This window comes from Shewanella sp. (assembly GCF_047975355.1).
Taxonomy (GTDB): Bacteria; Pseudomonadota; Gammaproteobacteria; order Enterobacterales; family Shewanellaceae; genus Shewanella.
In genome coordinates this window covers 57,651-80,383 of the sequence record NZ_JBKEDJ010000001.1, presented here as the reverse complement: position 1 = coordinate 80,383, position 22,733 = coordinate 57,651, and the positions used below count along the sequence as shown (strand labels likewise).

21 protein-coding genes are annotated in these 22,733 nt (G+C 49.5%); 15 read left to right on the top strand and 6 right to left on the bottom strand.

Annotated elements, in window-relative coordinates; all coding sequences use genetic code 11:
• Window positions 1-5 precede the first annotated feature (5 nt).
• On the bottom strand, window positions 6-863 hold the full coding sequence (locus ACK5NH_RS00360) for a hypothetical protein (RefSeq protein ID WP_088210687.1): 858 nt from the start codon (window positions 861-863) through the stop codon (window positions 6-8).
• A gap of 498 nt (window positions 864-1,361) precedes the next feature.
• Between ACK5NH_RS00360 and ACK5NH_RS00355 the strand changes: the two genes are divergently transcribed.
• The 7 genes from ACK5NH_RS00355 (at window position 1,362) to ACK5NH_RS00325 (ending at window position 8,392) form a co-directional block, all read left to right on the top strand.
• Window positions 1,362-1,709 carry a hypothetical protein gene (locus ACK5NH_RS00355; RefSeq protein WP_416917392.1) on the top strand — a complete coding sequence of 116 codons (348 nt, stop codon included), beginning with the start codon at window positions 1,362-1,364 and terminating at the stop codon, window positions 1,707-1,709.
• Window positions 1,710-1,932: 223 nt separating this feature from the next.
• On the top strand, window positions 1,933-2,634 hold the full coding sequence (locus ACK5NH_RS00350; protein ID WP_416917315.1) for a TetR/AcrR family transcriptional regulator: 702 nt from the start codon (window positions 1,933-1,935) through the stop codon (window positions 2,632-2,634).
• The gene (locus tag ACK5NH_RS00345) at window positions 2,631-3,644 is read left to right on the top strand and encodes an HlyD family secretion protein (RefSeq protein ID WP_416917314.1); all 1,014 of its coding nucleotides are present in this window, start codon (window positions 2,631-2,633) and stop codon (window positions 3,642-3,644) included. Before ACK5NH_RS00350 ends, ACK5NH_RS00345 begins: the two co-directional genes overlap by 4 nt.
• A 95-nt stretch (window positions 3,645-3,739) precedes the next feature.
• Window positions 3,740-4,681, top strand: coding sequence for an ABC transporter ATP-binding protein (locus ACK5NH_RS00340; RefSeq protein WP_049770343.1), 942 nt, complete (start codon window positions 3,740-3,742; stop codon window positions 4,679-4,681).
• A complete protein-coding gene (locus tag ACK5NH_RS00335) occupies window positions 4,671-5,792 on the top strand; it encodes an ABC transporter permease (RefSeq protein WP_416917313.1) in 1,122 nt (373 codons plus the stop codon). The genes ACK5NH_RS00340 and ACK5NH_RS00335 overlap by 11 nt, the downstream gene beginning before the upstream one ends.
• A gap of 238 nt (window positions 5,793-6,030) precedes the next feature.
• A complete protein-coding gene (locus tag ACK5NH_RS00330) occupies window positions 6,031-7,317 on the top strand; it encodes an acetyl-CoA hydrolase/transferase family protein (RefSeq protein ID WP_416917391.1) in 1,287 nt (428 codons plus the stop codon).
• 244 nt (window positions 7,318-7,561) lie between these two features.
• Window positions 7,562-8,392, top strand: a complete 831-nt coding sequence (locus ACK5NH_RS00325) for an SseB family protein (RefSeq protein WP_416917312.1) — start codon at window positions 7,562-7,564, stop codon at window positions 8,390-8,392.
• A 67-nt stretch (window positions 8,393-8,459) separates the two neighbouring features.
• Here the strand turns inward: ACK5NH_RS00325 and ACK5NH_RS00320 are convergent, their stop codons facing one another.
• Window positions 8,460-10,025: a S8 family serine peptidase gene (locus ACK5NH_RS00320; protein WP_416917311.1), complete on the bottom strand. Its 1,566-nt coding sequence runs from the start codon at window positions 10,023-10,025 to the stop codon at window positions 8,460-8,462.
• 549 nt (window positions 10,026-10,574) lie between these two features.
• On the opposite strand from ACK5NH_RS00320, the gene ACK5NH_RS00315 reads away from it, so the two are divergent.
• A complete protein-coding gene (locus tag ACK5NH_RS00315; RefSeq protein WP_416917310.1) occupies window positions 10,575-10,928 on the top strand; it encodes an NTF2 fold immunity protein in 354 nt (117 codons plus the stop codon).
• A gap of 3 nt (window positions 10,929-10,931) precedes the next feature.
• On the opposite strand, the gene ACK5NH_RS00310 is transcribed toward ACK5NH_RS00315, so the two are convergent.
• Both ACK5NH_RS00310 and ACK5NH_RS00305 read right to left on the bottom strand, forming a co-directional pair.
• Window positions 10,932-11,480, bottom strand: a complete 549-nt coding sequence (locus tag ACK5NH_RS00310; protein WP_416917309.1) for a DUF1415 domain-containing protein — start codon at window positions 11,478-11,480, stop codon at window positions 10,932-10,934.
• 27 nt (window positions 11,481-11,507) lie between these two features.
• A complete protein-coding gene (locus ACK5NH_RS00305; RefSeq protein ID WP_416917308.1) occupies window positions 11,508-12,101 on the bottom strand; it encodes a LysE family translocator in 594 nt (197 codons plus the stop codon).
• Window positions 12,102-12,401: 300 nt separating this feature from the next.
• On the opposite strand from ACK5NH_RS00305, the gene ACK5NH_RS00300 reads away from it, so the two are divergent.
• On the top strand, window positions 12,402-13,004 hold the full coding sequence (locus tag ACK5NH_RS00300) for a hypothetical protein (RefSeq protein WP_416917307.1): 603 nt from the start codon (window positions 12,402-12,404) through the stop codon (window positions 13,002-13,004).
• 219 nt (window positions 13,005-13,223) lie between these two features.
• The gene (locus tag ACK5NH_RS00295) at window positions 13,224-13,622 is read left to right on the top strand and encodes a VOC family protein (protein ID WP_416917306.1); all 399 of its coding nucleotides are present in this window, start codon (window positions 13,224-13,226) and stop codon (window positions 13,620-13,622) included.
• Window positions 13,623-13,844: 222 nt separating this feature from the next.
• Here the strand turns inward: ACK5NH_RS00295 and ACK5NH_RS00290 are convergent, their stop codons facing one another.
• Window positions 13,845-14,669 carry a DUF2797 domain-containing protein gene (locus tag ACK5NH_RS00290; protein WP_416917305.1) on the bottom strand — a complete coding sequence of 275 codons (825 nt, stop codon included), beginning with the start codon at window positions 14,667-14,669 and terminating at the stop codon, window positions 13,845-13,847.
• A gap of 243 nt (window positions 14,670-14,912) precedes the next feature.
• On the opposite strand from ACK5NH_RS00290, the gene ACK5NH_RS00285 reads away from it, so the two are divergent.
• Together ACK5NH_RS00285 and ACK5NH_RS00280 are read left to right on the top strand one after the other, a co-directional pair.
• Entirely contained in the window at window positions 14,913-16,073 is a 1,161-nt protein-coding gene (locus ACK5NH_RS00285; RefSeq protein WP_416917304.1) for an alpha/beta hydrolase, read from the top strand.
• A 96-nt stretch (window positions 16,074-16,169) separates the two neighbouring features.
• On the top strand, window positions 16,170-17,057 hold the full coding sequence (locus ACK5NH_RS00280) for a DMT family transporter (RefSeq protein WP_416917303.1): 888 nt from the start codon (window positions 16,170-16,172) through the stop codon (window positions 17,055-17,057).
• A 59-nt stretch (window positions 17,058-17,116) separates the two neighbouring features.
• On the opposite strand, the gene ACK5NH_RS00275 is transcribed toward ACK5NH_RS00280, so the two are convergent.
• Window positions 17,117-17,617: a glycine cleavage system protein R gene (locus ACK5NH_RS00275; protein WP_011623313.1), complete on the bottom strand. Its 501-nt coding sequence runs from the start codon at window positions 17,615-17,617 to the stop codon at window positions 17,117-17,119.
• 199 nt (window positions 17,618-17,816) lie between these two features.
• On the opposite strand from ACK5NH_RS00275, the gene ACK5NH_RS00270 reads away from it, so the two are divergent.
• From ACK5NH_RS00270 to pstB, 3 genes are read left to right on the top strand one after another with little or no spacing between them, the layout of a single operon-like run.
• Window positions 17,817-20,075: an ABC transporter permease subunit gene (locus ACK5NH_RS00270; protein WP_416917302.1), complete on the top strand. Its 2,259-nt coding sequence runs from the start codon at window positions 17,817-17,819 to the stop codon at window positions 20,073-20,075.
• 59 nt (window positions 20,076-20,134) lie between these two features.
• A complete protein-coding gene (pstA, locus tag ACK5NH_RS00265) occupies window positions 20,135-21,793 on the top strand; it encodes a phosphate ABC transporter permease PstA (RefSeq protein WP_416917301.1) in 1,659 nt (552 codons plus the stop codon).
• Between the two features lie 33 nt (window positions 21,794-21,826).
• A complete protein-coding gene (gene pstB, locus ACK5NH_RS00260) occupies window positions 21,827-22,645 on the top strand; it encodes a phosphate ABC transporter ATP-binding protein PstB (protein WP_011623310.1) in 819 nt (272 codons plus the stop codon).
• The last annotated feature ends 88 nt before the right edge of the window (window positions 22,646-22,733 follow it).

Sequence of the window (22,733 nt, the reverse complement as noted above, 5' to 3'; positions counted from 1 at the left end):
GCTCCTTAAATATGGTTGCGGATCAGCGTGTCTAAGTTAAAACAGGCACGGCGACTCTGCTGATGGCTTAACGGTTCTTGGCCTCGAGTCTTTTGTTTATCGGTAAACCAGACTGTGCCTGCGGCTTTTTGGGAGCTGCAATTTAAGAAGCCGTCGGAGCAGCTATCGAGCCAGTTTTGGGTGGTTTCGAGGGCGACCTGATATTGATAGCCTGCGCAGTAGCTGTCGCTGTCCCAAATGGCGGAATCCACATCCGAGCCGACAACCACCTCGAAGGGTTTACCTAAACTCGGGCGACCAGCTGTGCCGTAGAGCAAGGTGTTGTTGTAGTTTGCCATCCAGCCAACTTGCTGTTGTTTGACCGCATTGCTGCCATAGCCTAAGAGCCAACCTAGGCTGGTTTCGAACACATTGCCCTGATTGACCGCATCGGCCAGCGGCGTGCCGCCACTCGATGGCGCGAGGGCGATGACTCTGGAGGTGGCGTTGATCACCGCTGGATAGCGGCTGTCCCAGGTGGGATTGGATAAAATCCAGCGCACCACATTGCCGCCATTGGAGTGGGTGAGCAGGATTAAATCATCAATATTCTTCGCTTGAATAAAGCTATTGAGCTGAGTGGCAAGACAGCCTGCGGCGGTTTCTTCCCACATATATTGGTCGAAGTCACAGTTGATAACAGTGTAATTATTGGGAACGGGGATACCTTGGCGTACCGAGTTAACAAACTCCGATGTCCAATAGTCGGCTAACGCATTGGTTTGGTGCCCCGTTCCGTGGACAAAGGCGATACCCGTTGCAGCAAATACCGCGGGGCTGACAGCTAACAGACCCAAGAGCATTAAGGTGTTTTTTATCTTCATGGGTGTTTCTCATCTCTTAGTGATTGAGCACGGCCTTGCAGTCCATTGCTAATGGCCATTGAGTGTCGGGTGAATGGCGTTAAGTCGCAGCGTTCGGCATGGCAATCTTTTGTCAGGTTTAATCAATACGGCGAAACCTTGGGAATGGAAGCCGAAAACACATCATTACTAGGCTTTAGCATCGGGGGGTAAACTGGCCCGACTTCCACTCTGGGTTATTAACCTAGTCGCAACATTTTCTGCTGGCAAGCAAAAATTCACCATACAATTTAATGACATAGCGACAATCTTTTGACTGTGTTTTAATAGGGTGGATGGACACGCTAATTACTTGATCAGTAAACGCTAATAAAACGCATGGCGTATTAAGCTGTTTAAATTTGCCTAAAGCTGTGGGAAATTATTTTTATTAACACTGAACGACTAATCAGTTTGTTGTTCTGTATATCAAGATGTTTACACTTTCAGGAGGCACTTTTGGCTATTACACAACAGGAAATGAGCCGCTGTTTAACCGAGCTAAATTGTCGCAGCAATTTTTCGGTGAAGAGCATTACCGAATATATGTTGCCGGAAACCAAGGAAGCATTTTATCTGCATATGGAGGGCAAAACCGCGCAGTTGGTTATTCGCCCGGCCTTTGAGGTGTTTTCCAGCGAGTTAGTCACCTTAGCGGGCGTACATGCTAAGTATGACTATTACCATAATGCGGAAATGACGCGATTCCCCAAGCGGTTACATAAGAGCCTTAACGAAACCCACTACGGATTGGCGTTTAGTTTCGATACCCTTGAAGCTGTGCAGCAATTTATCGCACGTTTAAGCGCCATCGTTAAAGGGGCATAAGCTGTAGGGCTAAAATCTCAGCCTTCAAGCCTGAGCCTTAAGCTTAACTCCTGCGTTTAAGCCGTTCAGTGAGAGGTAAAAGTGGCTTAAGCGGCTGAAACCTCTACCTTAAGCCTTTTAGGTTAAATTCCTCAATTTGAATCAAAATGAGGAATTTAACTGCTGCCTTTTCCAGCAGCTTTTCAGTATATTCATCAATAGATGCATTCTGCTGGAGCTGGTTATGTCGCTTATTCCCAGCCGCCCCCGTGGGGTGGTTCCATTTGCTACTCATGCCGACACCTCCCAGGCGGCAGGCCGCCCTAAGGGCAACTCAGATGCGCGCCAACGGCTGATCACCGCCGCCGTCAGCCTCTTTAGTGAACGCAGTTATCCCACAGTGTCGACCCGTGAAATTGCCCGAGTGGCCGAGGTGGATTCGGCGCTTATCCGTTATTACTTTGGCTCTAAGGCTGGGCTGTTTGAGCAGATGGTGCGCGAAACCCTCGAGCCTGTAATTACCCGTTTACGAGAAGTGTCCACGGCGCAAGCGCCTAATAATGTGGGCGATTTAATGCAAACCTATTATCGGGTGATGGCGCCCAACCCCGGATTACCGCGATTGATTGTCCGTGTGCTGCAGGAGAGTGATGGCACCGAAGCCTATCGGATCATGCTGTCTGTGTTTGAGCAAATGTTGTCCCTCTCGCGCCAATGGCTCGAAGCTTCATTTGTTAGCGCAGGCATTCTCAAGGAGGGGCTAGATCCAAATTTTGTGCGCCTCAGTTTTGTCAGTTTGATGGTGTTTCCGCTGATCGCGCCCCCGGTTTTAATGCGTCAGTTTGGCCTGTTTAGTACCAGTGGCACGGATTTACAACGGTTAGCGCTACACAATATGCAGGTATTCACGCAGGGGGTGATGCGTGAACCTAGGAGTGAATTATGATTTTAACCAATAGGTTAATAGTTAGGTCGGTTAAGGCGCGGCAACCTTCTCCCCGAGGATGGGGCAAGCTGGTGGCGAGTCTATTGGGCGCGGCGTTGTTGCTGCAATTGACGGCCTGCGGCGATGAATCGCCCCGCGTGCTGGGCACCGTCGAGCGTGACAGGTTAACCCTCACCGCGCCCGTGGGGGAGTTGATCAAGCGGATTAATGTGGTCGAAGGCCAGCAAGTGCAGGCAGGGGAAGTGTTACTCGAGCTGGATAGTACAGCCGCTCAGGCGCGCCTTGGCCAGCGTCAGGCCGAACTTAAACAGGCGCAGGCCAAGCTAGAGGAAGCCGTGACGGGTGCTCGCTCGGAAGATATAGATAAAGCCCGCGCCGGCCTCGACGGTGCCAATGCCAGCGTGAAAGAGGCGCAGCAGAATTTTGAGCGCACGCAGCGGTTATTTAAGACTAAGGTGCTTAGCCAAGCGGACTTAGATGCGGCGCGCGCAGCGCGTGATACCAGCCTTGCCAAGCAGGCCGAAGCCGAGCAGAGCCTAAGACTGCTGCAAAACGGTACCCGCAGCGAGCAACTCGAACAGGCCAGAGCCGCAGTCGAGGCGGCCATGGCTGGCGTGGCACAAGAGCAAAAAGCCCTCAAGGATTTAAGCCTAGTGGCAGCAAGATCCGCAGTAGTGGATACCTTACCTTGGCGGGTGGGCGACAGGGTGGCCGCAGGCAGTCAACTCATTGGTTTATTGGCAATTGAGCATCCCTATGTGCGGGTGTATCTGCCTGCGACTTGGCTCGATAGGGTCAAGGCGGGTAGCCAAGTGAAGATCCTTGTCGATGGCCGCGCGCAGCCTATTGCAGGCACAGTGCGTAATATCCGCAGTCAACCGGCTTACACTCCTTTTTATGCCTTAAATGAACGCGATAGGGCGAGACTGATGTATCTCACCGATATCGATATTGCGCCAGAAGGGCAGGGTTTACCCACCGGAATGGCCCTTGAGGTACAGCTGCCATGAGTGCTCAACAGGTTTCAGCAGGGGTATCAGTCGCTGGGACATCAGCGGCAGAAACATCAAGCGCGACTCCTGAATTTGCTATCGAAACCCGCGGTATGACCCGCGCTTTTGGCGGCATCAATGCGGTCGAAGACCTTGATTTGGCGATCCCTAAGGGCACGATTTATGGGTTTTTAGGCCCCAATGGCTGTGGCAAATCGACCTCCATTCGAATGTTGACTGGGCTGCTCAGCCCAACCTCAGGGGATATTCGGGTGCTGGGGGAAACCTTGCCCGGTGCCGAGGAAAAACTGCGCCGCCGCATTGGCTATATGACGCAAAAATTCTCCCTCTACGACAACCTGTCGGTGCGGGAAAACCTCGAGTTTGTGGCGCAAATTTATGGGCTGAATCGTCGCCAAACCAAGGCGCGTTTGGCCGAGTTATTAAGCCTTTACGATTTGGCGGGGCGCGAGAAGCAAATGGCGGGCTCCATGAGTGGCGGGCAAAAGCAGCGTTTAGCCCTAGCCGCCGCGACCTTGCATCACCCCGAGCTGTTATTTCTCGATGAGCCGACATCGGCGGTCGACCCTGAAAATCGCCGCGAGTTTTGGGAGCGCTTATTCGATCTTTGCGCCCAAGGTACTACGATTTTAGTCTCGACCCATTATATGGATGAGGCCGAGCGTTGCCATGGTTTAGCCATCCTAGAGAGAGGGATAAAACGTGCCGATGGCTCGCCGCAACAATTAATGGCGGCCATGGGTGCGCGGGTCATTGAAGTGTCGGGGGAAGATTTACGTAAGCTTAAACAGTCGCTTATCAGCGACGCCAACGTGTTATCGGCGGCGCAGATTGGCAGTCGTTTACGGGTATTAGTGCAAAGTTCGATTGCAGATCCACTGGCTTGGTTAAGCCCAAGGGTTGCGGGGCGAGCACTGACCGAAGTGCGCCCAAGCCTTGAGGATGTGTTTGTCACCTGCACGGGTGGACGTGCCCAGCTAATGCCGCCAAACGGCAGTCAGGCCACGACAGTGGAGGCTCAAGATGCTACGTAGAATTTGGGCCGTGGTGGTCAAAGAACTCAGGCAGTTATCGCGGGATCGCATGACCTTCGGCATGATAGTGATGATCCCCTTAGTGCAGTTGATGCTGTTTGGCTATGCCATCAATACCGATGCGCGCCATTTGCCCGCAGGTTTAGTTAATTTAAGCGACTCCGCCTATAGCCGCGCCTTAGTTAAGGCGGTAGAAGCGACTCAAGTCGTTGATTTTAAAAATCGCTATCTGAGTGCCGCCGAGGCGGATGCGGCCATCACACGGGGCGAAGTGAAAGCCGTGCTGTATTTAGGCGCCAATCTCGACGAGCGTTTAGTGCGGCATCCAACCTTTGCGGGGCAGGCCTATTTTGCCGAGCCCGTGGGTCAATGGTTAGTGGATGGCTCGGATACCGTGGTCGCCTCCACTATTCGCAGTTTAAGGCAAATGCCGCTGGATGAAATCGCGGGCAGGGCGGTCAAATCGAATCCCCCCAGTTTTGAGGTGGTGCAGTACTTTAACCCTGAGCAGCGTTCTGTGGTGAATATCGTCCCCGGCCTCTTGGGGGTGATTTTGACTATGACCATGGTGATGTTTACCTCGGCCGCGATTGTGCGTGAGCGTGAGCAGGGCAATATGGAGTTTTTAATCACCACGCCGGTGAGGCCACTCGAGCTAATGCTTGGGAAAATCACCCCTTATGTATTAGTGGGTTTTGTGCAACTGGCTATTATTCTTACCGCTGGACATTTGCTGTTTGCCGTGCCGATTCGTGGTGGCTTGGACTCGATTGCGCTGGCGGCCATGTTGTTTATCTGCGCCAGTTTGACCTTAGGTCTAGTGATTTCGACCATAGCGAAAACCCAGTTACAGTCGATGCAGATGACGGTGTTTATCCTGCTGCCGTCGATTCTGTTGTCGGGCTTTATGTTCCCCTACGAGGCTATGCCCGTGGCGGCGCAGTGGATTGCCGAGGCGTTACCCGCGACGCACTTTATGCGCATGTCCCGCGCGATTGTGCTGAGGGATGCCGAGGTGAGTGACTTGCAATTTGATGCGCTGTGGATGATTGGCTTTACCTGTTTAGGCCTGCTGGTGGCGAGCCTGCGATTCTCTAAACGTTTGGATTAACGGCTCTCGCTTTGGGTGCGAGTTTTGACTTAACGCAAAGTATTAGTAAAGAATCGGACTAAGTCGTTGAAATGGATGTTAGTTACTTTAGAACTCGCTTACACTGCTGCTAATAAAATGTTCCTTTGCGGTATTGGCTTTGCGGATCCCTTGGGGGAGCGGAGATGCAAAGCGTGTGGCGCATCCTCGCCACAAGAAGCGCAAAGGGATGGGGATCAGTTTAGCGAAGGAATTCAGTATGCCTGCGATTGTGTGTCAAAGTGCCCTCGAAGCGGTATCGCTCATTCAAAGTGGCGAAACCCTGTGGACCCATTCCATGGGGGCGACCCCCAGAGTCTTATTGGATGCGCTGGCAAAACATGCGCTCACCCTTGAAAATCTCACCTTATTACAGCTACATACCGAAGGCGCCGAGTCCTTAAGTCATCCCGATTTACGAGGTCATTTGCGCCATCGTTGTTTCTTTGGTGGAGTGCCGACTCGGCCGTTATTGCAAAGCGGTGACGCCGATTATGTGCCGATTTTCCTTTCGGAAGTGCCTAAACTGTTCCGCAGCGGCGAGCAAAAAATCGATACCGCGATTATCCAAGTGTCGCCGCCCGATAAACACGGCATGTGTTCCTTAGGGATTTCGGTGGAAGCCACCTTAGCCGCCTGCCAAGTGGCGGGTAAAATTATCGCCCATATCAACCCGCAAATGCCCCGCACCCACGGCGATGGTTTCATTCATATCGACCGTTTCGCCGCCGTGTATGAACAGAGCGCCAGTTTACCCATCCATGCCTTTGCCACCGGCGATGCCGTGAGTTTGGCGATAGGTAAAAACGTGGCCGAATTAGTGCGTGATGGCGATTGTTTGCAGATGGGCATTGGCGCGATTCCCGATGCAGTGTTGTCTTGCCTGACCGAGCATAAAGACTTAGGTGTGCATACCGAGTTGTTTTCTGACGGGATTTTGCAGTTGGTCGAAAAGGGTGTGATTAACAACAGCAAGAAACGTTTTTACCCCGGAAAACTGGTCACAGGTTTTGCCTTAGGTAGCCAGAAGTTATACGACTATGTGGATGATAATCCTGCGGTCATTTTTATGGATATCGAGCAGGTGAACGATACAGCCATCATTCGTAAAAACCCCAATGTGATGGCGATTAACTCGGCATTGCAGGTCGATCTTTCGGGCCAAGTTTGCGCCGATTCGATAGGCACTAAGATTTATTCGGGTGTTGGCGGGCAGATGGACTTTATTCGCGGCGCAGGGCTGTCCGAAGGCGGCCGCTCAGTGATTGCCTTGCCAAGTACCGCCTCGGGCGGCAAGATTTCTCGCATTGCTCCTGTGTTATCGCCCGGTGCTGGGGTCGTGACGACGCGTGCCCATGTGCATTACATAGTGACCGAGTATGGCGCGGCGAACCTGCGTGGCAGCTCCCTGCACGAGCGGGCGCAGGCTCTGATCAATATCGCCCATCCGGATTTTCGTGAGCAGCTTTGCCGCGATGCCTTCGAGATGTGGGGATTAAGTCTCTAATCAATCCTAGCCTTATCCTTGATTGCCGAGTCAGTGAGTGCCGAGTTTGCGACTGCGCAGGCTCGGTATAGTGCTAAGTGCCTGCTTTGATTCCAATTGTGGGATGTTTTACTCGATTCGACGCCCTCAATGTTTTACCATGCCCACGCGATTTAATCTGGTCAGTGTGAATCGAATGGTTAAAAATTATTTTTAACTTTTTGATAGTAAAGGACTGAACCGCTTAATAACAGGAAGTTTGCCAATGTTGTACACCTTAGAAGCGACAACTCCACTCGAACAAAGTTTTGTGAAGGCCCTCCAAGACAATCTCTTTGCGGCCGAGTTTTATCAACAACTTAGCCAATCAACCCTGTTTATCTTGAGTGAGAGTAGCACTGAGGCGCCCGAGGCTGGTGAAGGTGCGATGGCTATCGGCATCACCCAGTGGTATGTCCCCCTCGAGGATGGTAGTGATCATCCTTTTACGCCGATTTTCACATCTCAAACTGCCGTCGATAAGGCCATCGAATTGATGAAGAGCGAAGGCACTGCGCACCATGGGGTGATGACGCTCGATGCCGAGACGCTGTTCCAAGTGTTGCTGCAATCGGGGAGCGATATGGCGTTGAATCCTAACAGCAATATGTCGAAATCCTTGGATGCACACGAAGTGCGCTTGATGTTGTCATCGCAGCTTGAGCTGGTGGAGCACAGGGGCGCGCTCTCGTTATTTGGTAATATCGAGCCCCATGAGTATCCCCATTTCGCCCAGCTCAAAGGGTTATTGTCGAACTATAAAACCGTCGAGAAGGCCTATCTGCTGGAATCGTCACGCTTGGACTTTATTCGAAGTACTTCGGACCATGCCTTAAGCCTAGTGATCCAGTTACCCGCTGAAAAATCAGAGGATATTAATCGTATTCGTGGCGATGTGAAGTTGCTCGAGCGTCAACTGGGGCAGGACAGCTGGCCTATCAAAGTGCATCATTTACATGGCGACAGCGTCGAGCCTATCGCGACATTTTGCCAAGCCAAGAGCGTGCCTTTTTACAGTCGCTCATTACTTGCGAGTATTAAAGGCTGGTTTAAGTAAACCTTGTCGATAATAAAAAAACCAGCACAAGTGCTGGTTTTTTTATTGGGATTATCTTGGCTAAATACTATTTGCCAGAGCAGCCATAGGTAGTGAGGTAAGCATCGGCCGCTTTCGCGTTGACGATACCATAACCGAAGTAGTTATCCTTGCCCACAGTGCCCGCATCCATTGCCGTTGCTTTGAGTGCCTTACGGATTTGTGTACCAGTACATTGTGAATGGTTAGACCATACCAGTGCCGCCATACCCGATACTGCTGGTGTGGCCATTGAAGTACCGCTCATAAAGCCGTAGTCAACCGAATCGATTGAAACCGTTGCGTTTTGTGCAGCGATTAGGCTCGCTCTATCTTCAAATGCAGCGCCAACTGCAGGAATGGTGGTGGCGTTGGTATCACCCAAAGTGCCGTAGAGCATGCCCGCGACGTTGTTGATAACGATTGCACCGACACCGCCTGAGTTTTCGCAGTTAAGTACTTTATCGTGGAAGGAAATCACGCCGCGATCGATTACGCAAATCTTACCGTTCGCGCCAGAATCCACTGCCTGAGCCGTGCCCATAAAGTAGGTATTGCCTGTGGCTGAACCTGGGTTTTCCATTGCTGATGACGCAACTGTCGCGCCATCGGCGGTTAAGGTTGAGGCCGTTGCTATGCCAGCAGGGTAGGTTGATAGGGTATCGACACCACCTGCGGTAACTTCAACACAGATACCATCATCGTTGACGGCTTTTTTCCCACGACCGCTCACGCAGCTTGGGTATTGGGAGAAGTCGGCAATGTTATTGTTGGCATCGTTAGCACCGATCATCATTACCGATGGATAACCCGCTGGATAAGAGCGCACTGAGTTACCGTCGTTACCCGCAGCCGCGACCACTAAACCACCGGCAGCAGTAAAGGCATCGAAGGCATTCTTTTCGGTATTGTTGGCTGCGCCGCCACCTAGACTCATGCTGATGATCTTAGCGCCAGCATTGCTACATTTGTTTGCCGCATAGGCTAAGTCAGAGGAGTAACCCCAACCCGATGCGTTGAATACTTTTACGATGTGCATAGGTACGCCAGGCGCCATACCGACTACACCGATATTGTTGTCTGCCGCGCCAATGGTACCCGCCACGTGAGTGCCGTGTGGGCCACCGTTCTGATTCCAGTTACCCGTTCCAGGGTCGTTGTCGCCAGTGATGTTGTTCCAGTTAAAATCTGGGTTTGAGCTATCTAAACCTGAGTCAATAACACACACCTTCATGCCCGCATTTGGGTTAAAGGTCACTTGATTAGCATGGGATTGATATACCGCATAGGGCGTGACTTGCTGGGTCATTGGATTGCCCGCATCGTCATTATACAGCGCCATAGGATAACGGCGAACGTCTTCCTCAATCAGGGTGATATGCGGGTTGTTTAGCAGGCCTTTTACTTGGGCGAGATCTTTACCTGTAAAAGTCGCAGCAATAAATTCATCCCCTTCAAGATTGATTTCACCACCGAGCTTTTTAGCAAGGGCCTTAACAATGCCTTTATGACCCGCTTCGACTTGAATGACATAACGATTGTCATCTGCATGGGCTTGGGCAATAACGCCCACAGATAAGGCAATAACGGCACTGGCGATTTTGGTTAATTTCATTGTGCTTGCTCCATTGTTATCAAGGTTGTAAGACCTAAGCGACACGGAGCATCTACTTGCGCTCCTATGGACAGACGGGCGTCTGATGACTTAGGCGATTTCAACCTAACACAGGAAACTGTATTTAACAAATAAACAACATAGGTAGCAATTTGTAAATATATTAAGCTGTAAAAAAAGGGTGACAATGATAGAGGAGAAAAAAGTGCCGAAATACCGAGGAGAATGCTTTGGATAAATGACTCTAAGCCAATGAATTCTATTTATGTTTTTATAAATAGTATCTCAAGGACAAGACTTGTGACGAACTGGCCGTTTGATTATAGTGTCGGCCGTAAGTATCCCTAGGAGAGGACAAGATAATCGACACGGATGACATTGAATTAAAAGCGTATTTAACACAGCGTATTTTATCTTTCTGCACAAGCTGGAATGGCATTGAAAATAATCTCTACGCCAAACATCAAGCAGAGGAAGAAGCTTTAAGCAAGGCCGTGCCCGAAACTGAGTTCCACTATGCAGAGCGGACCGATTGGTTTGCACTGCTCAATGAACAAATCTCCCCCCTTATTCGATGGGTTTTGTACCGATAAGCCCCGTGTTTACGGCGGTAAAGTTCGCAACTGCTTTGGTTTTCCTTCAAAGTTTAATGGCTGCGACCATCCCCTTGAGTTGCAAGTGAGCTTTAAGAATAAAAACAGAGCCGAAATCTATATTAAAACCAACACTCCTTTTGAAGATGAGTATCTGTTTATCGTCCTCAAAAAAGCCGATGAATGGCGTATCGATAGCTATAAGAATCGTCGCTATGGCAATGAGAAATGGAGAGCACTGGGTGTAAAACAGTACGACCTTTTCCAAAGCCTAAGTCTAGAGATTATTGAGTTTATAGCTTTGAAATAAAGGCTATTTCCCCATGCACTCAGCGAGTAATTTAATAAAAAACTCGCTACCCTTACGCTCACAAAACTGAATGTTACGCTCGGGAATCGATTCGGGGTCGTTGTAGTTAGCAAGGGCTAACTCCATGCTGGCTTCACGAATAATATGCAGGGTTGGGTAGGGCGCACGGTTGGTAAAATTGGCGGCCGAGTCCTGTGGTTCATCCTCAAAGCAATAATCGGGATGAAAATGTGCGAGTTGATACACGCCTTCATAGTCGTTGTCGAATAAGGCATCGTTCGCCATATCGACGAGATCGAGGTAAGTGTAAAAGCCCTCAAAACCCCGCGGCAGAATAAATAGTGAGGTCTCGGCCTCGGGGTGCGCATCTAGGTATTGGCATTCTTCAATCAATGCCTTAAGCACTAGCTTGACTTTGGTTTGTTCGACCACGAGATAGCGAATACTGCCACGCTCGACCTCACGTCTGGCGAAGGGGCAAATATTGTATTTCATGATCACTTTTTTCACCCAGTTATCGGTTTGTTCAATGATCAGATCTATCTCATTCATGCTAGTGCTTAACTCTTACGGCCAAAATTAGGGGGCGATCATAGGGATGATAGACGCCACAAGCAAGACGGCCATAGTGATATTAAAGATTTTCTGCTGGCGTTCGTTTTTCAAAATACGTTTAAGCGCCACGCCAAACCCAAGCCATACCACGGCGCAGGGAAAGGCCACACATAAAAACACAGTGGCAATAGTGATGACTTGCGGCGTGAGATCCTGTTGTACCGAGGTAAAAGTGGCTATCGCGCCCACGGCCATAATCCAGCCTTTAGGATTAACCCATTGAAATGCGGCAGCTTGCAGAAAGCTAAAGGGTTTAGCGATACTCTTGCCTTCCATCTTGCTACTGCTGTTGGCAATCAGCCAAGACAGGTACAAGAGATACACAATCCCAATCACTTTAATCACTTGGTGGATAATCGGATAGGTTTGGAATATGGCACTTAAGCCTAGGCCGATGGCGAGGATCATGGTGGGAAATCCAAGGCTAATCCCCATCAGGTGCGGAATACTGCGTTTAACGCCAAAGTTGACCCCTGAGGTCATCAGCATAATGTTGTTAGGCCCAGGGGTGATCCCCGATGAGAAGGCAAACAACGCGATAGCGAGTATTAACTCCATAGATCTATTTCACACCTTTTGTTGTCGTTTTTGGCATAGTGATTGAATTTTAGCCTTGGCTAACAAGCGGCACAGACGCTTGGCGAGGCATTTTAGCGAGTAAATTGAGCCGCGCCTATACGCCCTGCGGGCATTATAAAGTAACAAATCATAACGAATTGGGCAGAGGTGAGTACCTTGGGGTTAATTTGCCGCAATCCTTGTCGATAACCATTATTTAACACTATGATGCATATCGACTTTCAGTCTGAAAAATAACAACTATCCTTAAGCTGTAAAAAACGCAATAAAGGAATAAGTATGTCTTTACCACAAACGATTGGGCGTTTATTGACGCTATTAACCATAGGCTTTGCCGCGCTGACGGCCTGTATGAGTGTGGATGATTCGCAGGCGCAGCGAACCACAGTCGTGACATCGGGGGATTTAAGTCAATTACCGCCGAGTGCCATGACTTATACCTGGCATCCCACATTACAGAAGATCTTTGTTGACCGCAGGCTCGATAAACAGCAAGTCCAGCAACATATGCGGGATACGCTTAAAAAAATACTGCTGACTAAAGGGTATCGCTGGGTCGAAGATCCGCAGCTTGCGGACTTTCAAGTGGGTTTCGGGGTTGCCATGGGTACACAAATGTCGGATGAACAGATACTCGCCGCCGCAGGCTTAGTGCCGGGGCTGTCAGACCAAGGTGTCGATCCTAAAAAATACGACAAAGGTTCAGTGCTGATTAGCTTTTTTAAGCCGACAGGAGTCGTAGGTCAACCTACCGAAATGGTCTGGCGAGTCCTTGCCCAAGGCTTTGCCAACATTAAAGATATGGACGAAGTTAAGGCCCGTTTCGATGGTTTAATCGATGAAATGTTGTTATCGCTACCCGCCACCCATGCGGTGCAATAGCGCAGTTATCTTGGCAACATTATTAGTGATAGTTATAAAGTGACAGTCATAAGGTGACAGTGATAAGGCGAGTAAAATACTCGCCTTATGATGTTGCAGGAACACGAGTTTAGGATGTCGCAATGATTGACTAGACTGTTCTCTGAGCTATTTACAGTTACAGGTATTTTTACAGGACAGGATGTGACGTCCGCTGAGGATCTATAAAGGGAGATTATGATGGCGCAAAGTATCTTTGTTAATTTAGCGGTTGAAAGTGTTCAACAATCACGGGCTTTTTACGCTGGCTTAGGATTTGGTATCAATGAGCAATACAGCAATGAGCAGGCTGCTTGCGTAGTGATTGCGGATAATATTTATGTGATGCTGCTTGCGAAGCCTTTCTTCTCTGGATTTACGGATAAGACTATTGCCGATGCCCATACCACGACAGAGGTGCTCAATTGCCTAGATTGCGACAGTCGTGAGCGTGTCGACCAATTGGTCAAGCTTGCCGAGCAGCATGGCGGCAAAGCCTATCGTCAAGCGCAAGATCAAGGATTTATGTACGGCCACGCGTTTGAAGATCCCGATGGACATATCTGGGAACTTGTTCATATGGCAGCGCAAGTGGGTTAGGGCAAAGCCTCAGTTCAATAGCTTCAATCTCATCTGAATCAGGCTTATCCCAGAATGGCGAGCGTTGCGTGGGGCTTATGCTTTACACTACGCCGCTATGCCAAGTGAAGCTATCTAGCCGCTTCACTTTGCTCATCTCACGGTTTTGCAATAAGAGCAATGAGTGTACTGACAGCCATAACGGCGTTCAACACACTCATTTGACAGGAGTTTTACCTGATATTAGTTAGCTAACGCTACGCTGACTTCATAGGATGTGAATTTTCGAATATTAATAACGCCCGTATCGAAGATCAGATATTGGCCTTTAATCCCCTGTAAAATCCCGCTTACCACCTCATTTTTATCTAAGTTGTGGGAAGTGATCTTCTTCGGAAAGGTGTCGATAGGATAGTGAATCGACTGAATCGTTTCATCTAAACGCTCGATACTGTAATCGCCTTTTTGCATCCCGATTTCGTGCAGCTTGGCTTCGATTTGCGGGATCAGTTCCGCAGCCTTAGCATTTAAATCGATATCGTCGGCGTGGCCCTTAAGCATGGTTTGCCAGTGGGTTTTATCGTTGATGAGTTTGGCTAACTCCACTTCCACTAGACCCGAGATTTGTCGTGTCGACACTTTAAAAATCGGTAAACCTTGAGTCGCACCCTGATCTATCCAGCGAGTAGGCAATTGCGTGTGGCGAGTGATGCCGACTTTGATGCCCGAAGTATTGGATAGATAAACATAATGCGGCACAAAACAATGGCTTTGCGCCCATTCTGGCTCGCGGCAAGTACCTTGGTCAAAGTGACAGGTTTCGGGCTTCATAATGCACATATCGCAACTGGCGAGCTTTTGCATACACACAAAGCAATGGCCTTGCGAATAGCTCTTTTTGGTCTTTTTACCGCAGTTACAGCAGAAGATGTTACCCGTGTGGGTCAGGGTTAACGGCTTGCCGATTAAGGGATTCAGTGGCAGCAACTCGTCGCCAACAACCAGTTGATACTGTACTTGTTGCGCCTCATCTAAGTGTGCGCGCAGCTTTTTTAGCGTTCCTAACATAGGTGTTCCTAGTTTTTATGGTGTCACTGGGGTTGGTAAGGCATCCAGCGCACTTATGCATTCGTCATTGCGTGGGGTGAAGTATACAAGATTATCCCGCCGAGTTTAGATAGGTATTTTCGATTGAGAACCTTACTGCCATTTGTGGCTAATCTGGGCTTTCTCGTAACGTAATAGTGTTAATAATTTGAGTGTCTTGATAAAAACCAGTAACTTAGCTGACATTATTCATGGAGGTAAACGATGCGGATAGTATTAGGGCTGATTTTTTTCTTGTCGATGCAGGTGATGGCGCAGGCAGACAAGATGCAGATCCATTCTGAAATATTGAATGATGACATTAACTTACAAATCAAACTCCCCGATACCTATGGTCATTCCAGCGATTTTCGTTATCCAGTTTTAGTTGTCTTGGATGGCTCGACACAATTTGAGCATATTGCCGCGAATGTCGGTTTTTTAAGTGGTTATGCCATTATCCCTGAGCTGATTGTCGTGGGGGTCAGCTCGAATAATCGTTTAAAGTCGTTTACGCCGACCCAATTAGAACAGTTTAAAGACCGAAGTGGCGGAGCAGAGAATTACAGGCAGTTTTTAGAAACAGAACTACTCAGCAGCTTGGGCCAGAAATATCGCATTGCCGATTACCACATACTGTCGGGGCACTCTTTGGGCGGGCTATTCAGCAGTTATGTGGCTCTGACGCCCGATACTCGGTTTAATGCGGCGATATCCATCAGCCCAAGCCTTTGGTGGGACAATAATTGGCTTGTCCGCGAGTCCGCTAAGTTAGCCGTTGCCAAACGGACAAAACCCATGCGCTGGTTTTTGAGTATGGCCAGTGAACCCAACGAGATGGCCAGCGCCTTTGCTGCCCAAATCACCCAATTGCAAAATACCTTAGGTAATAGCCCGTCTGTGAAGCCTCCTTCAGCCCAAATGTTGCAATGGTTTGATAAACGCTTCCCCGAAGAAACCCATGACAGCACCCCGCTTATTGGCAATGTTGAGGCATTAAAGATGCTGTTTGCGAATTGGAATGCGGTGCCCGAAATCGCGGTGATGCCGCTAAAGGCGTTAAAGCAGTTCTATCACCAGCAAACGGCGGTCTTCGGATATGAGTTTCCGCTTTCTGCCCAGCAATATAATGTCTATGGTCTCAAGGCCAGCTATGAGCAAAAAACCGCGTGGGGCGTGGAGATTTTACAGGAAGGGACAAAGGTGTTTCCTATGTCTGAGGTGCTATGGGATAGCTTAGCAACCGCCTACGATCTTGATGGTCAAACCGTACTCGCCATTGAAGCTTCCAATAAAGCGGTGATGTTGGCAAAGCAATCCGATTCAGTGTTTTTAAATGAAATCTTGAGTCAGGCCAAAAGTCTACAACGCAAGACTCGCCAGTAGGGCGCGGCTTAAACGCTAACAGTATCGCAACAGATTTGGACAAGAGCCCGGCATCTGGGTAATCTTGTCATCCTTTTTAACAACAGAGACTGTATCTTGCCTGCCAATTTTTTACTCCTGCTCGCCGCCGCCATTTGGGGCTTTGGCTTTGTTGCCCAAACCTTAGGGATGGAGCATTTATCGCCCTTTGCATTCAACGGGCTACGTTTCTTAATTGGTACTGTGTCACTCGTTCCTCTGGTGTGGTACTTGGCTCGGCAAGGTAAAATTCATCTCGGTACGCCCAAAGATTTTGCCATTGGCTGTGTTGCGGTGGGCGGACTGTTATTTGCTGGCGCATCGCTACAACAGGTGGGACTGCTTTATACCACGGCCGCTAACGCGGGCTTTATCACTGGGCTTTATATCGTGTTAGTACCGATATTGGGCTTAGTCCTGAAACATGTTACTGGCGCCAATACCTGGGTGGGCTGTGGTATCGCCTTGGTGGGGCTGTATTTTTTAAGCATTAAAGACGGCTTTCACCTCGGTTATGGCGATACGCTGCAATTGATTGGCGCACTGTTTTGGGCGATGCATATTTTGGCGGTGGATCATTTTGCCAAGCGGATTTCGCCAGTGTTACTCGCCATGATGCAATTTTTGGTATGCGGCGTATTAAGCCTGCTGGTGTCGGCGGCCATTGAGGTGACGACTGTCGATAAAGTGATTGCTGCTTGGGGCTCACTGGCCTACGCGGGGCTAATTTCAGTCGGTATTGCCTACACTTTACAGGTGCTGGCGCAAAAGCATGCTCATCCTGCGCACGCGGCGATTATTTTGAGTTTAGAAACCGTGTTTGCCGCCATCGGCGGTATTCTGTTCCTTGGTGAAAGCTTAGGACTACGCGCCTTGTTTGGGTGCGGCTTGATGCTGCTGGGGATGTTGATTTCCCAAGTGCCGCTGCGCTATTTGATTAAGTCTAGGCACCAGAAAGTCAGTTAGCTTGCCATAAAAAACGCCGCTGGGATTGCCCGCGGCGTTTTTGTTGAAGGTGTTGAGGATTAACGGCTGAGTTTATCCAGCACTAAGTCATCACCGAGGGAGTAGAGGGACTGCACTAACTGTTCCTCTTGGGCGAGATCGGTTAGGCCCAAGCCAATGGTGGCGCGAAACAGTGCGATACCCGTATGGCCTGCGGTCTCAAACTGGCTGCTAAACTGTTCGATATTGATACCAAGGGCGGTGATGCGATTGGAAATATCCAGCACTAATCCGGGTCTGTCGTAGGACACTAGGCTGTAGGTGAGCCGCTTAACGGGTTTGAGGGCGACCGAGGTTTTTGAATAGGTGAGGGTGAGGCCGTCGATACATTCCAAGGCTTCAATCAGCTCGTCCATTTTCAGGGACGGCACCTCGAGTAACAATATGGCGGCAAAAATCCCGTCGATATGGCGCAACTCTGAGTCTAACCAGTTACCGCCATGGCGACTCACGGCGTGGGCGATTTGTTCGACTAATCCTTTTCTATCAGGTGCTTGAAGCGTGATTAAATATCGTAGCATGGCGACTGACTCCTATTTTTTGTAAAAGGCACCTGTTTTAAAATCGGGTGTAACACAACTGTCATCTTTGCGTCATATAATTCAACGCACTTAGAATGAAGGGTGTTGTTATTGCTCAGTTTATGCTCAAACAGTGTAAGCATAGCATTTCGCAATTCCTAGCGAAAAAACTCACAGGCTTTAATAATAGAGGTTCTTAATGGAAAGTCAGGTCATTCAACCTGGTTCTGCGCCGCAAAGTATGCTGAAAGGCGGAAGTTCAAGTCGCAGGGCATTTAAGGATAAAGCGGCTCAAATTGGGGTCACAATTGGCGGCACTATGGTGTTTGTCGCCTTATTGTTGATCTTCTTCTATTTGCTGTACGTGATTAAACCCATTTTCGACAGCGCGGATGTGACTCCGGTAAAAAGCGTGAGTTATCAACATGCTGAAGTCACGACCCTGATGGTCGGTGCCGACGAGCAAAATGAGGTTATGTATCGCGTGGCCGCCGATGGCCAAGTGGATTTCTACACTGTTGCCGATGGCAGCTTACTCTCCAGTTTTATACAGCCATTACCTGCGGGTGTGAACGTAACCAGCGCCGCGATTGCCGCGCCGAGTGAGCAACGCTTCGCACTGGGGTTAAGTAACGGTCAAGCCTTAATCGTAGGGATTGAGTTTGGCTTAAGTTACCCTAACAACAAGCGCCTCATTACCCCAAAACTGCGTTACAGCGCGGGTGAAGCGCCGATCACTATCGATGAGTCGGGCAGCGCTATCCATCATTTAGCCTTTAGTTACAGCAACGATAAAATAAGCTTCGCCTACCAAGATGACAATGGCGCTTGGCGTTTAAGCCGTCTCGAAGGTCAAGAAAACATGATGACCGAAGAGGTGGAATGGACGACCACAAGTGCGCTGCTGCCCGATGCACCTAAAAAAGTCGCGCACCAATTGATGACGCCAGACCAACGCCAATTGATGTTGCAAATGGGCAACAAGGTGTTTATCTACAATATCCGTGATATTGAGAGCCTGGATTTAATGCAGGTAATTGATGCGGAAAAGGAAAAGTCTAAGGTTAACAACATTGCCTTACTCGCTGGTGCCAGCTCGATTCTGGTGAGCTACGACACGGGTGTGGTAACCCAGTACTTCCAAGTGAATGGTCCAAAAGGCCGTTTATACAAAGAGATCCGTGAGTTTACCGACTTAGCGCCAGTGGCCTCGATTGCCTCTGAGTTCTACCGTAAAAGCTTTGCCGTGGTGAGCCCAGAGGGTGAGTTATCACTCCTGTATACCACCAGTGAGCGCGAACTGTTTGATGAAAAGTTTGACCTTAAAAACCCAGGTGTGATGGGCTTTAGCCCCCGTTCTAACGGCCTAGTGGTTGAAGCGAACAAGCAACTGAATATCTTCCACGTGGAAAACTCGCACCCAGAAGTGTCTTGGAGCGCGTTGTGGAATAAGGTGTGGTACGAAGGTTACCCTGAGCCTAAGTTTGTGTGGCAATCCACTTCGGGTAGCGATGACTTTGAAGCCAAACTCAGCTTAATGCCACTGGCTTATGGCACCATGAAGGCGGCGTTCTACGCTATGCTGTTTGCCGTACCATTAGCGATTGCGGGCGCCATCTATACTGCTTACTTTATGTCGCCAAAGGTGCGCGGCATTGTTAAGCCGACTATCGAAATTATGGAAGCCTTACCGACGGTTATCTTAGGTTTCCTCGCGGGGCTTTGGTTAGCACCGCTGATTGAAGAACATCTGCCGGGCATCCTAATACTGCTGATCCTGCTGCCGACGGCGATTCTGGTGTCGGCCTATTCTTGGAGCAAGCTACCCGGTACATGGAAGCAACGTCTGCCTGAAGTCTATCAGGAGCTGATGCTGATCCCGGTTATCTGCTTTGTGGGTTGGTTCTCCTTTGCCATCAGCCCGATGATCGAAGTGGCACTGTTCGATGGTAACACTCGTCAATTTATCACTAACGAATTAGGCATCACCTTCGACCAACGTAACGCGCTGGTAGTGGGTATCGCCATGGGCTTTGCGGTTATTCCAACGATTTTCTCGATTGCCGAAGACGCGATTTTCTCTGTGCCACGCCATTTATCGAACGGCAGTTTGGCGCTGGGCGCAACGCCTTGGCAAACCCTGACTCGTGTTGTGCTGTTGACCGCAAGCCCAGGGATTTTCTCAGCGGTGATGATGGGGCTTGGCCGCGCTGTGGGTGAAACCATGATCGTACTGATGGCAACGGGTAACACCGCCATCATGGAATGGAGCGTTTTTGAAGGTATGCGTACGCTGGCGGCAAACATCGCGGTGGAAATGCCTGAGTCGGCTATTGGCAGCTCGCACTACCGTGTGCTGTTCCTCGCGGCCTTCGTTCTGTTCGTATTTACCTTCTTCTTTAACACTATTGCCGAAGTGGTAAGACAGCGCCTGCGTGACCGCTATAGCTCGCTGTAATGGAGATAAGATAATGATACTAAATACTATTTCGCCAATGACCTTGAGAGGTTTGTGCAATGGGTAAGTGGGTAAAATCAGGCTCGCCATGGATTTGGATGACAGGTGGCGCGGTGAGCATCAGTTTGATTGCAGTATTAGGCCTGTTACTGCTAATTGCATGGCGCGGATTAAGCTACTTTTGGCCTGCAACGATTTATCAATGGGAACTCGAAGATAACACTGGCGCTCGTTCAACTTTAATTGGTGAGATCTACGATAGGGAAGAAGTGCCGACCGAACGCTTAACCGCCGCAGGCCATGTGTTTAAACAGCCACCCGGTGAGTTTGTAACGCGTTACTTAGTGAAAACCGGTAACCGTGAGTTTGTGGGCTTAGATTTCCGTTGGATTTTAGCGACCGACATTATCAGCCGTAGCAAGCCTGCCGATGTGGCAATGCTCGAGCGAGCCAAAAACGGTAACTTTTATGGCTACCCTGTGGCCGTGATTGAAAACGGTAAACGCTTAGATCTTAAAAACGATGCGCTTGAATCCTCCTTGATGGAGCATATCGACCGTGCCGTTGCTTTGTCTGACAAAGCCTTATCGCTGCAAAAACAAGATATTGGCGCGATTAACTACAAGATTGAAAAACTGCGTTTAAAAGAGCGTCGTTACGAGTTAGATGGTGAACTGACCGATAGTCGTAAGCAGGAGTTAGCCGCGGCGAAACTGGCGCTCGAACAAGACTATAAAGTGCTTGAAAAAGAGCTGTTTGCCCTGCGTGATGAAGCGGCCCGTGACTCTGTCATAGTGCGAGATATGCGCGGCGTTGAGGTAGAACTTAAGCTTGATTCTGTGCTGGACGTAACCTATGTGAATCACTTAGGGGTTATCGGTAAAATAGGTCATTGGTTTACTGGGGTTGGTCGTTTCCTAATGGATGACCCACGCGAAGCCAACACAGAGGGCGGCGTGTTCCCCGCGATTTTCGGTACTGTGTTTATGGTGCTGTTGATGGCGATTATCGTGACGCCATTCGGGGTGATTGCCGCGATTTACCTACATGAATATGCCAAAAAAGGCCCAATCACTAAGATGATCCGCATCGCGGTAATCAATTTAGCGGGTGTGCCATCGATTGTGTACGGGGTGTTTGGTCTCGGGTTCTTCGTATACATGATGGGCGGCTCGATTGACCAACTGTTTTACGCAGAAGCCTTACCGTCACCCACCTTTGGTTCTCCAGGGGTGATTTGGTCGGCGCTAACATTAGCGATTCTGACCCTGCCGGTGGTGATTGTATCGACCGAAGAAGGCTTAAGCCGTATTCCCAGCGCGGTGCGTCAAGGCAGTTTGGCACTGGGTGCGACTAAGGCCGAAACCCTGTGGCGGATTGTGATCCCTATGGCAAGCCCAGCCATTATGACGGGCCTGATTTTAGCCGTGGCCCGCGCTGCGGGTGAGGTGGCACCGTTAATGCTGGTGGGTGTGGTGAAATTAGCGCCGACATTGCCTCTGGACTTAAACTTCCCGTTCGTGCATTTAGAACGCAAATTCATGCACTTAGGGTTCCATATTTATGATGTGGGCTTCCAGAGTCCTAACGTTGAAGCGGCACGTCCTCTGGTATACGCCACCTCCTTCTTGCTGGTAACAGTGATTGTGGCACTGAACTTAACCGCGATTAGTGTGCGTAACCACTTACGTGAAAAATATCGTTCGCTTGAGCATTAATCAGCGATTATCCTGAAAGTATTAGGACTGAATATGATTTCTATAGATTCGACAGCCATGAAAACCAACAACTTTGACTTAGCAAACTTGAGCCAGAACGATACCGCACTGGAGATCCGCAACTTAGACCTGCGCTATGGCGACAAGCAAGCGCTGTTTAATGTGTCGATGAAGATCCCAAAGAAACAAGTTACGGCGTTTATCGGCCCCAGCGGTTGTGGTAAATCCACCTTATTACGCTGCATTAACCGCATGAACGATCTGGTTGACAACTGCCATATCGACGGCGAGATTTTGCTGCACGGTCAAAATATTTATGACAAAAAAATCGACGTTGCCGCACTGCGCCGCAACGTAGGTATGGTGTTCCAGCGTCCTAACCCATTCCCTAAATCAATTTACGAAAACGTGGTTTATGGTCTGCGCCTGCAGGGCATTAACAACCGCCGTGAACTCGACGAAGCGGCCGAGCGTTCGCTACGCGGCGCGGCTATTTGGGATGAAGTGAAAGACCGTCTGCACGATAACGCCTTTGGCTTATCCGGTGGTCAGCAGCAACGTCTGGTAATTGCCCGTGCGATTGCTATTGAGCCAGAAGTGTTACTGCTCGACGAACCCACTTCGGCCCTCGACCCGATTTCAACCTTAACCATCGAAGAGCTGATCACTGAGCTTAAGACTAAGTACACAGTGGTTATCGTTACCCACAACATGCAACAGGCGGCGCGGGTATCGGATCAAACGGCCTTTATGTATATGGGCGAATTGGTGGAATACGCCGATACCAACACCATTTTCACCACACCGAAAAAACGTAAAACCGAAGATTATATTACCGGCCGTTACGGTTAATCACCTTGCCTTTGGCAGTGGTGACGTGAGTGATAAGCGATTAACGAAATAAGTCACCGCCTAGAACTGAGTTAAGCATTGCACACTC

Bases quoted from the DNA above. Each gene is read 5' to 3' on its own strand.
- ACK5NH_RS00360 (WP_088210687.1), bottom strand. From the start codon at position 863: ATGAAGATAAAAAACACCTTAATGCTCTTGGGTCTGTTAGCTGTCAGC.
- ACK5NH_RS00355 (WP_416917392.1), top strand. From the start codon at position 1,362: ATGAGCCGCTGTTTAACCGAGCTAAATTGTCGCAGCAATTTTTCGGTG.
- ACK5NH_RS00350 (WP_416917315.1), top strand. From the start codon at position 1,933: ATGTCGCTTATTCCCAGCCGCCCCCGTGGGGTGGTTCCATTTGCTACT.
- ACK5NH_RS00345 (WP_416917314.1), top strand. From the start codon at position 2,631: ATGATTTTAACCAATAGGTTAATAGTTAGGTCGGTTAAGGCGCGGCAA.
- ACK5NH_RS00340 (WP_049770343.1), top strand. From the start codon at position 3,740: ATGACCCGCGCTTTTGGCGGCATCAATGCGGTCGAAGACCTTGATTTG.
- ACK5NH_RS00335 (WP_416917313.1), top strand. From the start codon at position 4,671: ATGCTACGTAGAATTTGGGCCGTGGTGGTCAAAGAACTCAGGCAGTTA.
- ACK5NH_RS00330 (WP_416917391.1), top strand. From the start codon at position 6,031: ATGCCTGCGATTGTGTGTCAAAGTGCCCTCGAAGCGGTATCGCTCATT.
- ACK5NH_RS00325 (WP_416917312.1), top strand. From the start codon at position 7,562: ATGTTGTACACCTTAGAAGCGACAACTCCACTCGAACAAAGTTTTGTG.
- ACK5NH_RS00320 (WP_416917311.1), bottom strand. From the start codon at position 10,025: ATGAAATTAACCAAAATCGCCAGTGCCGTTATTGCCTTATCTGTGGGC.
- ACK5NH_RS00315 (WP_416917310.1), top strand. From the start codon at position 10,575: ATGAACAAATCTCCCCCCTTATTCGATGGGTTTTGTACCGATAAGCCC.
- ACK5NH_RS00310 (WP_416917309.1), bottom strand. From the start codon at position 11,480: ATGAATGAGATAGATCTGATCATTGAACAAACCGATAACTGGGTGAAA.
- ACK5NH_RS00305 (WP_416917308.1), bottom strand. From the start codon at position 12,101: ATGGAGTTAATACTCGCTATCGCGTTGTTTGCCTTCTCATCGGGGATC.
- ACK5NH_RS00300 (WP_416917307.1), top strand. From the start codon at position 12,402: ATGTCTTTACCACAAACGATTGGGCGTTTATTGACGCTATTAACCATA.
- ACK5NH_RS00295 (WP_416917306.1), top strand. From the start codon at position 13,224: ATGGCGCAAAGTATCTTTGTTAATTTAGCGGTTGAAAGTGTTCAACAA.
- ACK5NH_RS00290 (WP_416917305.1), bottom strand. From the start codon at position 14,669: ATGTTAGGAACGCTAAAAAAGCTGCGCGCACACTTAGATGAGGCGCAA.
- ACK5NH_RS00285 (WP_416917304.1), top strand. From the start codon at position 14,913: ATGCGGATAGTATTAGGGCTGATTTTTTTCTTGTCGATGCAGGTGATG.
- ACK5NH_RS00275 (WP_011623313.1), bottom strand. From the start codon at position 17,617: ATGCTACGATATTTAATCACGCTTCAAGCACCTGATAGAAAAGGATTA.
- ACK5NH_RS00270 (WP_416917302.1), top strand. From the start codon at position 17,817: ATGGAAAGTCAGGTCATTCAACCTGGTTCTGCGCCGCAAAGTATGCTG.
- pstA (WP_416917301.1), top strand. From the start codon at position 20,135: ATGGGTAAGTGGGTAAAATCAGGCTCGCCATGGATTTGGATGACAGGT.
- pstB (WP_011623310.1), top strand. From the start codon at position 21,827: ATGATTTCTATAGATTCGACAGCCATGAAAACCAACAACTTTGACTTA.